Origin of the sequence: Pseudoalteromonas sp. MTN2-4 (assembly GCF_042848605.1) — a bacterium.
In the GTDB taxonomy this organism is placed as follows: domain Bacteria; phylum Pseudomonadota; class Gammaproteobacteria; order Enterobacterales; family Alteromonadaceae; genus Pseudoalteromonas.
Window position 1 is genome coordinate 386,530 of sequence record NZ_BTGK01000001.1, and the last position, 13,189, is coordinate 399,718.

General features: G+C 41.1%; 12 protein-coding genes. 7 read left to right on the forward strand and 5 right to left on the reverse strand.

Going from position 1 to position 13,189, the window contains the following annotated elements; genetic code table 11:
• Window positions 1-123: 123 nt before the first annotated feature.
• Complete coding sequence (locus ACGHEH_RS01815) at window positions 124-1,218, forward strand: efflux RND transporter periplasmic adaptor subunit (RefSeq protein ID WP_390441319.1); 1,095 nt, start codon at window positions 124-126, stop codon at window positions 1,216-1,218.
• A 2-nt stretch (window positions 1,219-1,220) separates the two neighbouring features.
• Entirely contained in the window at window positions 1,221-4,268 is a 3,048-nt protein-coding gene (locus tag ACGHEH_RS01820; protein WP_390441321.1) for an efflux RND transporter permease subunit, read from the forward strand.
• 69 nt (window positions 4,269-4,337) lie between these two features.
• On the opposite strand, the gene ACGHEH_RS01825 is transcribed toward ACGHEH_RS01820, so the two are convergent.
• Complete coding sequence (locus ACGHEH_RS01825) at window positions 4,338-5,315, reverse strand: MDR family oxidoreductase (protein ID WP_390441323.1); 978 nt, start codon at window positions 5,313-5,315, stop codon at window positions 4,338-4,340.
• A 352-nt stretch (window positions 5,316-5,667) separates the two neighbouring features.
• A complete protein-coding gene (locus tag ACGHEH_RS01830) occupies window positions 5,668-6,309 on the reverse strand; it encodes a TetR/AcrR family transcriptional regulator (RefSeq protein ID WP_390441326.1) in 642 nt (213 codons plus the stop codon).
• 119 nt (window positions 6,310-6,428) lie between these two features.
• Between ACGHEH_RS01830 and ACGHEH_RS01835 the strand changes: the two genes are divergently transcribed.
• Together ACGHEH_RS01835 and ACGHEH_RS01840 are read left to right on the forward strand one after the other, a co-directional pair.
• Window positions 6,429-7,097 (forward strand): DUF1826 domain-containing protein, encoded by a 669-nt coding sequence (locus ACGHEH_RS01835; RefSeq protein WP_390441328.1) that lies wholly within the window; start codon window positions 6,429-6,431, stop codon window positions 7,095-7,097.
• Window positions 7,098-7,254: 157 nt separating this feature from the next.
• Window positions 7,255-8,664 (forward strand): alpha-amylase family protein, encoded by a 1,410-nt coding sequence (locus ACGHEH_RS01840; RefSeq protein ID WP_390442384.1) that lies wholly within the window; start codon window positions 7,255-7,257, stop codon window positions 8,662-8,664.
• 75 nt (window positions 8,665-8,739) lie between these two features.
• Here ACGHEH_RS01840 and ACGHEH_RS01845 read toward each other — a convergent pair whose 3' ends face one another.
• Window positions 8,740-9,138, reverse strand: a complete 399-nt coding sequence (locus ACGHEH_RS01845; RefSeq protein WP_390441330.1) for a hypothetical protein — start codon at window positions 9,136-9,138, stop codon at window positions 8,740-8,742.
• 145 nt (window positions 9,139-9,283) lie between these two features.
• On the opposite strand from ACGHEH_RS01845, the gene ACGHEH_RS01850 reads away from it, so the two are divergent.
• Complete coding sequence (locus ACGHEH_RS01850; protein ID WP_390441333.1) at window positions 9,284-10,057, forward strand: MipA/OmpV family protein; 774 nt, start codon at window positions 9,284-9,286, stop codon at window positions 10,055-10,057.
• 38 nt (window positions 10,058-10,095) lie between these two features.
• Here the strand turns inward: ACGHEH_RS01850 and ACGHEH_RS01855 are convergent, their stop codons facing one another.
• Window positions 10,096-10,494, reverse strand: coding sequence for a hypothetical protein (locus ACGHEH_RS01855; protein ID WP_390441336.1), 399 nt, complete (start codon window positions 10,492-10,494; stop codon window positions 10,096-10,098).
• Window positions 10,495-10,652: 158 nt separating this feature from the next.
• Window positions 10,653-10,868 (reverse strand): hypothetical protein, encoded by a 216-nt coding sequence (locus tag ACGHEH_RS01860; protein ID WP_058030433.1) that lies wholly within the window; start codon window positions 10,866-10,868, stop codon window positions 10,653-10,655.
• 449 nt (window positions 10,869-11,317) lie between these two features.
• Between ACGHEH_RS01860 and ACGHEH_RS01865 the strand changes: the two genes are divergently transcribed.
• Entirely contained in the window at window positions 11,318-12,526 is a 1,209-nt protein-coding gene (locus ACGHEH_RS01865; RefSeq protein ID WP_390441339.1) for a YncE family protein, read from the forward strand.
• Between the two features lie 202 nt (window positions 12,527-12,728).
• Window positions 12,729-13,148 carry a hypothetical protein gene (locus ACGHEH_RS01870; protein WP_390441341.1) on the forward strand — a complete coding sequence of 140 codons (420 nt, stop codon included), beginning with the start codon at window positions 12,729-12,731 and terminating at the stop codon, window positions 13,146-13,148.
• The last annotated feature ends 41 nt before the right edge of the window (window positions 13,149-13,189 follow it).

The following is a 13,189-nucleotide window of genomic DNA, read 5'->3' on the forward strand; positions in this document are numbered from 1 at the left end:
CTTTTCAATTTTCACCAGTAAACTACACCGTATAGTTTACTTGCTAGACTGCCAAGTTCGTTTAATATTCCAGCAGTAAGCAAGTCAAAAAATTAATTTCACTTTTTGGCGAGCCTATACAGTATGAAACTTAATGCTTTAGTTAATTTAAGAACCCTCAAGGTCACGACTGCATTTATTATGACAATCGCAATGACGTCTGCCCTCACCGCTTGCGCGCCTGCCAACGAGCAGCAAACAGAAACGCAAGTTGTTCAAACAGTAAAACTTTCACCTGTTATAACCAACGCAAAGCAATATACGCGTACTTTTCCAGCTGAAGTTGCGGCAGTTAAAACCATAGATTTAAGTTTTGAAGTGTCAGGCCGTCTTATCAATACCAAGCTGCAAACCGGATCTGTGGCGAATGAAGGTGAGATTTTGGCGCAAATCGACCCAACGCTTTTCAAACAAAGAGTACAAGAAGCACAAACGCGATTGAATCAAGCCGCAAGAGATTTAAAACGTATTGAAGCGACAGCTAAAAATGGTTTGGCCTCACAAAGTCAATTAGACAATGCGAAAACGAACTTTGAATTAGCTGAAATCGCCCTGAGTAAAGCCGAGCAAGACTTGAGTTACACTACGCTTTCGGCGCCATTTAATGCACAAGTATCTGAACGCTTTGTTGAAAACGGTAACTATGTAAAAGCTGGCGACATCATCGCCAAATTGCAAGATGTTTCACTATTTTACTTCAACGTGAATGTGCCTGAGCGCCTGCTTAGTAGCTACCAACAAGGTAGTTTAGTCAAAACTGAAGCCCATATTATTTCTACTCCAGAAAAGAAGTATGAACTTACTTACATAGAGCATGCCACACAGCCTGATCCCATCACACAAACATACAAAGTCGTATTTGCTGCACAAGTCAGCGACAAAAGTTTAACACCCGGTGCTCGCGCCATTGTTAAAGTCAGCCTCGAAGACAATGCAAACGATGATGTGATGTTAGTACCTTTCAATGCATTACAAGGTAGTAACGCTGACGGCTTTCATGTTTGGGCATACGACAAAGCCAATTCAACCGTGCAAAAACGCAACGTCGAGGTACTTAAAATTGATAACAATATGGCTGCCATTGCTCAAGGTTTAAGTAGAGATGATTTAGTGGTTGCAGCCGGCGCACCGAAAATGCGTGAAGGTTTAGCGGTAAAACCGTATAAAGCGGAGCTATAACCATGGATATCGCACGTTATGCCATAAAAAATCCAGTCAACATCTGGTTGCTGGTGATCGTATTTTTAGTCGGTGGTGCCGTTGCCCTTGGTAAAATTGGTCGCTTAGAAGATCCCGCCTTTACTATTAAACAAGTGCAAGTAGTCACGCAGTTTCCCGGTGCCAGTGCCGAGAAAGTAGAGCGCGAGATCACCGAGCCTTTAGAAATTGCATTACAGCAAATGCCGCAATTAAAGCGGTTAACCTCAATTTCTAAGCCAGGCATTTCTGAAATTTCAGTCGAAGTGCAATCACATTTTGATTCTGATGTACTCCCCCAAATATGGGATGAACTCAGAAAACGCTTAAGAGATGCAGCAAAACAATTGCCTACGGGCAGCCACGCCCCCAATGTGTATGATGACTTTGGTGATGTATACGGCATGTATTACGCACTCAGTGCCCCTGACTTTTCTCTACATGAGTTACGTGAATTTGCCTGCGTTATTCGTCGCGAACTGTTAGTAACAGAAGGCGTTGCAAAAGTGCAAGTGAGCGGTGTTCAGCAAGAGCAATTAGTGGCTTATATCAACCCCTATCAACTATCTGGCTTAGGGATCTCTTTTCCTGATCTAACCAGACTATTGAAAGAAAACCTGCAGCCATTTAACGGCGGCCGTGTTGAAGTGGAAGGTCGCCAGCTTCGTTTAGTTGTTGAAAATCCAGTTGATCACATTGAAGAAATTTATAATCTCACCTTAGTCGTACCAGGGACGAATCAGTCAATCAAAGTTCGTGATATCGCCACTCTTAAGTTTGAGCCAGTCGACATTCAACCTGTGCTTATTCGATATCAAGGTCACGATGCCATTACTCTGGCTGTTTCTGCCATTAATGATGTGAACATTGTTGAAGTGGGCCAACGTGTTAACGATAAAGCCAATGAATTACTGACAAAATTACCCGCAGGGATCACCCTCACGCCTATTTATGATCAAGCAGCCATCGTCGATGAGTCAGTAAAAGGCTTTATTAATAACTTGGTGCTATCGGTTGTGGTTGTAACACTGACCTTGATGCTATTCATGGGCTGGCGCTCAGGCGTGGTGGTTGGCTCTGTACTATTAGTAACCGTCATGGGCACGGTGTTAATCATGTGGTTAATGGGATTACAGTTAGAGCGTATCTCGTTAGGCGCGATGGTTATCGCGATGGGTATGCTGGTCGACAATGCCATCGTGGTTGCAGAAGGTATTATGCTGCGCATGAAGCAAGGTAAAAAAGCCGCTGAAGCTGCAAGCTTTATTGTCAAAAGAACACAATGGCCATTGTTGGGCGCTACCATTATAGGGATCGCAGCCTTTTCTGGTATTGGTTTATCTGACGATGCAACAGGTGAATTTCTGTATTCTTTATTCGCCGTTGTTTTGGTGTCTTTAATGCTGAGCTGGGTTCTTGCAATCACAGTCGTGCCGCTATTTGGAAAGTACTTTTACAAAGTTGAACAAAACCAAGCTGACCAACAACAGCATAGTGCATTTTACCATGGCTATGAAAAAGTACTTCGTGGTGCGCTTAAGCTCCGCTGGCTCACGGTTGCTGGCTTATTCGCAATCACAGTTGTGGCATATGGCAGTTTTGGCTTAGTCAAACAAGGTTTCTTTCCGCCATCAAATGCGCCATTGTTCTTTGTGCATTATTGGGGCCCGCAAGGCCAAGATATTCGCGAGACCACCCGTAAAGTAGCGCTTACCGAAGCACTTATTTTAGAGCATGATGAAGTCGAGTCTGTCACCAGTTTTGTTGGTCGTGGGGCAGATAGATTCACCCTAACTTATGCACCACAGCAACCAAATGAAAGCTATGGCTACTTCTTGGTGCGCACGCACAATCGTGATGAAATCGATGGTCTGATCCAAAAGCTTAATAGGAGTATGCCTGCGCTCGATTTAAACGCCGATTTTTATACTGAGCGTATGCAATTTGGCCCGGGAGGAAGCGCAAAGCTCGCGGTTAGATTCTCAGGTCCAGATGCCGAGGTACTGCGAGAACTTGCCGAACAAGCCGAGTTGATGATGATAAATGACGGGCAAATTCGAGATATTCGTCATAACTGGCGCGAAAAAGGGCTTGTGCTGAATGCCCATTACGACTCTGTCAGCGCAGGTATTGCTGCAGTCTCACGTAACGATTTCGCGCAAGCCATTCAATATGCCTCAAATGGACTTGAGTTAGGTAAATTACAAAATGGTGATTACAGCTACTCAATCAAAGCCAAAGTGGCAGGAGTTGAACAAAACGATATCGAAGCCATTGAAAACAGCCAAGTTTGGAGTTCATCACAGCGCACTTATATTCCCTTTAAACAGGTTTCAAAGGGGGTTGAATTAGAAAATGAAGAAACTCTTATTCATCGTCGAGATCGTGTTAGAACCATTACCATTTCGGCAGAGCCTGGCTTTAACGAAACCGCAGGTAAAGCGTTTGCCCGCATTAAGCCACAAATTGAAGCCCTACCACTGCCTGATGGCTACAAAATTGAATGGGGTGGCGAGTACGAATCATCAAGAGACGCGCAAGAAGCCCTAGGCACAGGTCTACCTGCTGGTTTCTTAGTAATGTTACTCGTGTCTATTTTGCTATTTGGTCGCGTACGTCAGCCGCTCATTATCTGGCTTGTGGTGCCAATGGCCGCAGTAGGTGTGGTAACAGGCCTGCTCGTCACTGATATGCCGTTTGGCTTTATGTCACTGCTCGGATTTTTAAGTCTATTTGGCATGTTGATCAAGAATGCCATTGTCTTACTCGAAGAAATTGACCTGCAAATTGCCGAAGGCACCGAACCTAGAGAAGCGATTGTTTCAGCAAGTAGTTCGCGTTTACGCCCTGTAGCACTGGCTGCTATCACTACCATTTTAGGTATGGCCCCACTATTGAGCGATGCGTTCTTTGCGGATATGTCTGTGACCATCATGGGCGGTTTAGCATTTGCAACCATTTTGACCTTGATTGCAGTCCCTGTGTTTTACAGTCTGTTTTATCGATTAAGTTATCGTAAAACCGTGTCTTAATAGCCGTTTAATTCCCAACAAAAAGGAGAGCATCACATTCGCTCTCCTTTTTTTAGTCGATAAAAACAATTAAAGGGTAATCACCACGCGCCCTCTCACTTTGCCTTCTAATAGTTTAGAAGCGGTTTCAACGACTTCGTTTAAACCAATATCAGCCGCAACGGCCTCAAACATGTCAGGTTCAATAATATCTGCTAAACGTGACCAAGCTTCTATTCTGTCTTCAAGCGGACGCATTACACTATCGATACCTGCAAGCGTCACACCTCTTAAAATGAAAGGCGCCACAGTTGCAGGAAACTCCATGCTTTGCGCCAAACCACATGCAGCTACAACACCACCATATTTAATACCCGCACACACATTGGCTAAAGTATGGCCACCCACAGAATCAATTGCTGCTGCCCATCGCTCTTTGCCAAGTGGCCTGCCCGGCTCAGATAACGTATTGCGATCAATCACGTCACTTGCGCCTAATTTGGTCAAGTAATCTGATTCGTCCATGCGACCCGTTGAAGCAACCACTTTGTAGCCCAGCTTAGCTAATATAACGATGGCAAAACTGCCTACACCACCATTTGCTCCCGTAACAAGAATATCGCCTTTTTCAGGCGTAACGCCCTGCTTTTCAAGTGCCAAAACACATAACATAGCAGTGTAACCCGCTGTGCCAATTGCCATAGCTTGTTTCGCAGATAAAGACTCAGGCAAAGGGATCAACCACTCACTTTTTAGCCTAGCTTTTTCAGCTAACCCACCGCAGTGTGCTTCACCAACACCAAAGCCATTTAATAATACTTTGTCACCAACTTGGAACTTATCAGAACCAGACTGCTCAACCTCACCAACTAAATCGATACCAGGGATCATCGGAAAAGTACGAACGACGGGTGCTTTACCTGTGATTGCCAATGCATCTTTGTAGTTCAACGTACTATGAGATACCCTTACTGTCACATCACCGTCAGGTAAAATCTTGTCATCAATATCAGTAACTGACGCCTGATAACCTTGTTCATCTTTATTGATCAAAATACCTTTAAACATCGTTCGCTCCTAATTTAGACCGGTCGTCTATAAGGACCTGTGATCCTTTTCCGTCCGAGTTTTGCTCTCTCTGAGCGAGCTTTGAACACGACGCTCGGTTTGATGCTTAGCGAGCTAAGTACAAATCGAGCAACAATGTGCAAAGTTTGCTCAGAAGAGCCCTTTGGGCAGTGTTTGACTGGCATTTCTACTGCGTTATCGCAAGACTCACATGGAATAACTATGCTACGCTTGCTCCGCGGGGCAGCCCCCTGCCTTGTATAAAAACCAGTCAAACTTCTGCAAAAACGAACTTAAAAGGTTAACAGGCCCTCAGTTAAAAAAATTTTCTTAAACTTACTTAACCTACTTATTAATGAGAGGACAATGAAATCCCCATTACAAAACACTTAAAATAATTATCGAGTGGTTTAACCGAAGCCTCTAAACGAGCACGGCTGACAGCGCCTTCCCAGCCAATCCAAAAATATTCAGCAAGCAGCGCGCAATCTGCGTTTTGGCTCACTTGCCCTTGTTTTTTGGCCTCTTCTAAACATACCGCGACTTCACATTGCCAAGTTTCAAATATTGCCACCAACTCTTTTCTGAAACTGATGGGTAATAAATCTACCTCTTGCCCCAAATTACCGACCAAGCAACCGCGTTTAAAACTATGCTTTTGCATACCTGACTTGGCATCTTCGACAAAATTACTCAGTCTTGACAGAGGCGCTTCATCACTTTGCGCTAAATGTCTGTGTAGCTTTTTCAAAAAATACGCTGCATAACTTTCAAGTACGGCCAACCCAAAGGCTTCTTTACTACTGAAATAATGATAAAACGAGCCCTTTGGTACACCCACTCGCTTTAATATTTGTTCAATACCTGAAGCGGCAAAGCCTGATTCTGTTAACTGCTCAAGTCCAGCTCGAATTAGCTCAGCTCTTGTATCTTGATTTTCACGCGCCACTTTGGGTGGGCGACCTCGTCGAGGTTTTGCTGTTTTTTCGATCATGAAACGATATTAGACCGACTGTCTAATAAAAGCAATTCTCATTTTTTAACTACCAAAACTTTAAATGAGAATTATTTAATGTTAGTTTTGTTATATTGTATCAATCAAATAAAATTAACATGCGTCATAACACTGCGGCCCCACTTGAATACTCTGAACTAAACCAAACAGCTAGTTGCCAAATAAGCCCCTCTGCGAATGTTTTAAGCAATATTTACAATAAGGAAGTCACCCTAACTTGCTTCTCAAATAAATCCAGTTGGGCTATATCACATGCAGCACAGTTATTTGCCAAGCAAAATCTAGGTACTGTGATCCAATATCAGGGTGAGATAAATAAAGACTTATTTGAAGAGATTCTATTTAAGCTTGAGGGCAGTACGCATTCATCGTTATTAGCACAACATATTGAACTCATGCTAGAAATGTTTGAGGTGTTATTTGAGCCCAAAGAAATCGGGTTAAGACTGATTGCTTGTGATACCTCTTCAAGCCCTCATTTTCATCAACCGCAAAACCTTGTAAGAATGGCTTCTTCATTAGGTGGCCTTGGTGAGAGGTGGATTGCTCCCGATGAAGTGAAGTTTTTGCCATTAGCGCCAAACCAATTAAAGCCCGAAATTAAAGCGCCTTTACCTCATCATATTTCTCAATTACAAGATGGTGACATTGCTCTTATGAAAGGCTCTCAATGGGTTGATCATGAAAAAAGCGCAATTACTTGTGCCTCTCCTACATTTTGTAATAACGAATTTAAACTTTGTATATACATTGATTTTATTGAATAAAATCTGTTCAAACTCTTCTGGAGTTTTGATTATTGAGAAAAGACTTTTAATGAATACGTATGCATAACATTTCATTAACTTAGTTTATATGTGAGTTTTATGTTTCCTATTTCAACACGCAAGGAATGCGATAAAAGGTAAACACATGACAACACATATGAAATCAAATAAACAACTTAAAATTGCAGCGCTTGTATTTGGTGCTGTTAGCTTCCAAAGTAGCGCAGATGTTATTTTGCATGCATTTAATTGGCGCTATGATGACGTTGCGAACAAGGCTCAAGAGATTGCTGAACTTGGGTATAAAAAAGTACTCGTCTCTCCTGCTTATAAATCGACTGGAGATGCATGGTGGTCTCGTTATCAGCCACAAGATCTTCGTGTCATCGATAACCCTTTGGGCGATACCAATGATTTTAAGGCCATGGTGCAAGCGCTTAAAGCACAAGGTGTAGAGACTTATGCCGACATTGTTTTTAATCATATGGCAAACGAGCAATGGAAACGCGCTGATCTTAACTATCCAGGAAGCGAAGTTTTAGCCGATTACGCTGCTGATATTAACTATTACAACGACATTGCACTATTCGGTGATGTTAAAGATGGCTTATTCGGCGCGGGTGATTTTCACGGTACATACGACCAAGGTGGTCCAAAATGTATCAGTAATTACAATGACGTTGGCGATGTACAATACAACCGACTGTGTGGCGCTGCCCCCGATCCCGGCCTCCCCGATTTAGACCCTAACAATTGGGTTATCACTCAACAAAGAGCGTATTTAAATGCGTTAAAACAAATTGGCGTAACGGGCTTTAGAGTTGATGCCGCAAAACACATGACCAACTACCATATTAATGCAGTGTTCGATGCCAACATTAAAAAAGATACGCATGTATTTGGTGAAATTATAACGACAGGTGGTTCAGGTAGCGGTGATTACGATAACTTTTTAGTGCCTTATTTGGCACAAACAGGCCACTCAGCTTATGACTTTCCACTGTTTGCACAGATCAGAGGCGCATTTAGTTTTGGAGGTTCAATGAGTCAACTTGTTGACCCTGTAGCCTATGGCCAAGCATTGGCCGGTAACAAAGCTATCACTTTTAGCGTTACTCATGATATTCCTCTGAATGACGGCTTTAGATATCAAATTATGGATGCCACCGACGAAAAACTTGCGAACGCATTTGTTTTAGGAAGAGATGGTGGTCTACCGCTGGTGTATTCGGATAATAATGAAAGTGGTGATAACCGTTGGAATGATCTTTACCGCCGTGAAGACATGAAAGGTATGCTTAAATTTCACAATGCCACCCATGGCAGCAGTATGCAGGTGCTAAACCACAATAGCTGTATTTTGTTATTCAAACGTGAGCACAAAGGCGTGGTTGGTATCAATAAATGTGGCACTGGCCAAGATATTTGGGTAGATACGCAAGTCGATAATTTATGGTGGCACCGTAACTACCGAGACACATTAAGCAACGATGTGCAAAATGTCTCGAGTCGGTGGCACAAGTTTTACCTGCCAGCAAGAACAGCAAGAATGTGGTTGATGGAATAGCCCTCAAGCACAATTTTGAAGGTTACCTCCCTAGCAGTAATCTAAGGTCGCATTTATGCGGCCTTTTTTATGCTTTTATTTTAAAAGGTCAAACAACATATCGAGGCCATTAATTTTGTTTGCTGTATCTAGAACTCTAATGTCTTTGGCATCTCTGAAATTCTTTAAGAAGCCTTCTAACTCACCTTGCTTAAACCAAGCGCCAAAGCAGCTGTGGCAGAAACTAAAGTGACTATTTTCAAAAAAGTGACGATGCAATTGACCACAGCCAAATGGGCAAGTTAATTCTGTCGATTCCTTCACTTGGCTTTGTACTTGACCGACAAATGCCATGTAATCGAACTCTTTGACGGTGCCAATTGCTTTTAAAAATTTTGCAGGTAACCAAGCTCCATGACATTCTGAACAACCATAACCTGTATGAATTTCGGTTAAGTCATATTCAAGTTTTACATTACATTGGTAACACTGCATACGTTACTTCCTTATAATTCTCTTTTGTAACAACTGCGCGATAATACATAAAACCTAAAAAGGTACAAGTATAAAAAATGTCATAACACTGATCTAAAGTGATTTTTCATCCATACTGATACTCTGACAATAAAAGGACCTCAAAATGCTCAGAATTATAAAAGCCTTAGTACTTGCTTCATTGCCCGTAATTTTTTCTTCAAATGTCTCCGCTGATGAACGAGGTGATGTACGTGCTCAACTTGAACCAAAAGGTTACTTGTATGGCATTGGTCTTGGCTTGAGCCAAGAAATTTATAAGGGTTATGGCAACCGAGTTACGCCTTTGCCTATATTAGGCTATCGCGGTGACAAATTATCAGTATATGGGCCATTCGTGAGCTACGAGGTGTTAGAGTTAGGTGATATCGAATTTGAGGTGCAAGCTTCTCCCCGTTTTCAAGGCTTCGATGAGTCTGACAGTGATGTCTTTATCGGTATGGAAGAAAGAGACTTTGCAATGGATTTAGGCGCAAACTTTAAATACGAACGAGATAACTGGAAATTAAGCATTGGCTTTTTACATGATATCTTTAATAAATCTGACGGCTATGAAGTAAAAGCCAAAATTGGAAAAGCGTATCGATTTGGTCCTGTCTTCTTTGAACCAAACTTATCAATAAGCCATTTAGATAAAAACCATGTCGATTATTACTATGGCGTAAGAGATTACGAAGCTACTCAAAACAGAGCGCTTTATGAAGGTGATAGTGCTATAAACCAATCAATAGGTTTTTCAGTTTCAACCCCGATATTTTTTGGCGGCTTTACCCAGATAGCTATTGATTACACCATGTATGACAGTAGTATAACTGATAGCCCGTTAGTTGAACGCGATAATAATCTAAGTATGAGATTGTTATTTAGTAAGTTTTTCTAATCGAATAGATACTTGCAACAATAAAGCAGTAAATTAACTTACTGCTTTTTTGTTTTAGGCATAAAATACTGCTCTAGTTTTAAGTTTCGAACTGCATTCTCGACTTGTTCACGCTCACTTTCTGATAACACTTTATACCCTCTAGGATACGGCCAACCGTACCCCCAGCGAAAAGGCGTAGGTAAGTATGGACTGCCGCCGACTCTAACACCTGCCAACATCATGCTAGCGATAACAGGCTCGCCAACCTCTTTAACACATTGTTTTAAACGCGCGTCAGATTGTTCTCTTTGAATAGCACTGCCACCCTGCCAATAATCAAAATCATGGGCTACACAACAAGCTAACCACAATTTTTGCTGGTTAAAGGTACCGTCGGGAAATAAACTACATCCATCACTTTTAAATGGCTTTAATTCATTTGCATTCACAGACATAGCACAGATAAAAAGTGTTAAATATAAAAGCCCTTTATTTAGCATAATATTAAGAAGTTAGATTAAAACAGGAAGGAGTTTAAATGAATTGACGCCATTAGTCTCATAACAGACACTTCCTTGGCGAAGATTAAAAAGATAGTTCAACTGAACCGCATTTATCCTTTGAAGTGGCTATAAGCAGCACCCACCGTAAAATGACCGCTTTCCAATCGTTTTACTAATTGCTGTGCTTCAAGTTCACTAAGTACTTGGTATAAACCATCACCATAAGTGTTGATACTATCAGCAGACAGTAAATCTACCGGTTCAGGAAAATGTTGGCTTACATCACTTAACACCATTCGGACCATTAGTTTCTCTACTCTATCCATATACTTACCCTCGATTAAAAAGATAATGTGTTTAAAGTAAAAATTATTTATTAACCGAAACGCAACAGAGCGCTATGGTTAAAGTTATGTCAACTTAGCGAAGAAAGTTTAAAAAAGGAAGAAAAAATAGACAGCTTTTTACAATAAATAAGCACAACAAGCGCCCTTTTTATAACCAAACGAATGTGTGTTATTGGCGACATCTAAAATGATAACAACTTATAAAACAACCTAAATTAGGTCGCCTGATAGCTGTATTTTGACTTTTAGTGTCACATCGAAACCATAGTTCGTTTTTTCTTTTAGTGTTTTATTGATTTACAGTTTTAAAATCCAAGCTACTTAAAAATTTCTGAGTTGATTAAGCCTACTTAAGTATTTTAGATAAAAATTTAAAATACCGGTTTAATTTTTGCATAAATCATAATGAATTAATCAAGGTAATCATTATGACTTTAAGATCTTTGTTCAGAACCAATAAGCTCATTGCTTTAGCATTCACTTTAACTTCCTCTCACGTTAGTGCAAATGATGCTTGTTTAGAAGGGTTATTTGCGGTCGACAGATACGCAGAACAAGGAAAAAATTCCATATATCACATAGACTTAGAAAATAAGTCATATAGCAGAATGTCAGGTGCTTCTCTTCCTGTTAGCAACCTAGCTGCAACAAACAATCAATTGATTATGATGCAGCGATTAAGTAAAGAAACGAATGCGTCAAAAATTTATCAGTATGACTTATCTTCTGGCGAGACGACTGAAATAGCAGACACAACAAGCTATCCAATAAAGCGTTCTGTTGTTTCACCTGATGGCAGTTTTTTACTCGCCACCAGCCAAACTTATATGTATCAATTTGACTTAGAAACGGGCGACAAAACTGTACTAGGTAAAATGCAAACAAACGATGCAAGTTGGGATGATTTCGCCCATGGTGACATCACTTATTCAATTGATGGTAATACCGTCTATGTTCTAAATGCCAAGTCACTTTACATCCTTGATGAAAGCAACATGCAACTAGATAAAATTGGTGAACATAACTTAAATTGGCCATCTGGCATTGCGACAGCAAACGATGGTCAACTATACGTTTCTGCAAGAAATAGTGGCGAAAATGCCAAAATCTACAAAATAGACCCACAAACTGCTGAAGCAGAGCTTGTGATGGAAGGACCAAAACATATTGCGGATCTAACTTATGTGTCTGAATGCGGAAACCCACTGCTTACTATTGCCGATGAGTTTCAACAAGAAGTAGATGCAGCAAAAGCATTCTGGGAAGAACAAAATATTGGCGGTGCGGCTGCAAACGTCACCTCATTTAAGGACGGCTCTTTTAACTTTAACGAAAGCGGTTACTTAGTTGAGAGTAAAGACAGGCTAAACAAACACAACAAAAATACCAAAAAGCCGAACTCAAACCGCTGTGCCAGACTTTGGAATAACTTACTTGACCATCAATATACCCTGAACCGCTCTGGCGCAGGCCGTAAGAAATCTAATGGCGATACTAAATGGTATCACTCTACTGCAGATGGCGCTTTCAAGGTATCTAAAGCCAAAAAAGGGGTATGTACTTATACTCTGAATGACAACGACAGTCTTAAACTAAACTATGACTCTAATACTGGCCTAGTGAGCATAGCGAAGTAAATTTATTACCTTAAAGCCCCAAAGTTAGCGCGATAGCTTTCGCTCAACTTTGGGGTTTTAAATTTAAGCTTGGCTATCAGTTTTTATAAGGGCCCTATTTAATGGGTTACTTTCGATATAAGTGCCCTACCGCTCAACACTTAAATATTCACATCCATATCAAATTCAATTAAAGTAGCCCTGTCTAATCATTGAGAACTGTATGTTTAAGCCACTTTCAAAAGTCTTCGTGACACTTGTTATTTTGATTGCCTTTGTTGGGCAAGCATCGGCTTATAGCTTTATGCCCTCATTTGAGATCTCATCAACACATTCAGCACAAACACAATCAAGCAATTCAATTGATAGCGTCTCGAATTTATCTTCAGGCTCAAACAGTGACGCTGAAGATGATTGCTGCGAAGTGGACTGCTGCGAATCCGAATGTATTTGCCCTGCAAATGCCTGTGCTGCCTTTATCTTTGTCAGTAGCCTTGGCTACTCACAGCCAATGATGCGTTTTACAGAGTCTATTGTGAACTCGCATTTAAATATGCCAAATAATATTGTCGAGTCGTTATACCGCCCCCCCCATTTTTACCTCTTAGGGCAGATCCGCCCAACACACACCTATTCAGAATAAATTAAAAAACAATTTATCAATGACAGCTGAACATACTGTCA

Coding starts and splice junctions, on each gene's coding strand:
- ACGHEH_RS01815 (WP_390441319.1), top strand. CDS start 124: ATGAAACTTAATGCTTTAGTTAATTTAAGAACCCTCAAGGTCACGACT.
- ACGHEH_RS01820 (WP_390441321.1), top strand. CDS start 1,221: ATGGATATCGCACGTTATGCCATAAAAAATCCAGTCAACATCTGGTTG.
- ACGHEH_RS01825 (WP_390441323.1), bottom strand. CDS start 5,315: ATGTTTAAAGGTATTTTGATCAATAAAGATGAACAAGGTTATCAGGCG.
- ACGHEH_RS01830 (WP_390441326.1), bottom strand. CDS start 6,309: ATGATCGAAAAAACAGCAAAACCTCGACGAGGTCGCCCACCCAAAGTG.
- ACGHEH_RS01835 (WP_390441328.1), top strand. CDS start 6,429: ATGCGTCATAACACTGCGGCCCCACTTGAATACTCTGAACTAAACCAA.
- ACGHEH_RS01840 (WP_390442384.1), top strand. CDS start 7,255: ATGAAATCAAATAAACAACTTAAAATTGCAGCGCTTGTATTTGGTGCT.
- ACGHEH_RS01845 (WP_390441330.1), bottom strand. CDS start 9,138: ATGCAGTGTTACCAATGTAATGTAAAACTTGAATATGACTTAACCGAA.
- ACGHEH_RS01850 (WP_390441333.1), top strand. CDS start 9,284: ATGCTCAGAATTATAAAAGCCTTAGTACTTGCTTCATTGCCCGTAATT.
- ACGHEH_RS01855 (WP_390441336.1), bottom strand. CDS start 10,494: ATGTCTGTGAATGCAAATGAATTAAAGCCATTTAAAAGTGATGGATGT.
- ACGHEH_RS01860 (WP_058030433.1), bottom strand. CDS start 10,868: ATGGATAGAGTAGAGAAACTAATGGTCCGAATGGTGTTAAGTGATGTA.
- ACGHEH_RS01865 (WP_390441339.1), top strand. CDS start 11,318: ATGACTTTAAGATCTTTGTTCAGAACCAATAAGCTCATTGCTTTAGCA.
- ACGHEH_RS01870 (WP_390441341.1), top strand. CDS start 12,729: ATGTTTAAGCCACTTTCAAAAGTCTTCGTGACACTTGTTATTTTGATT.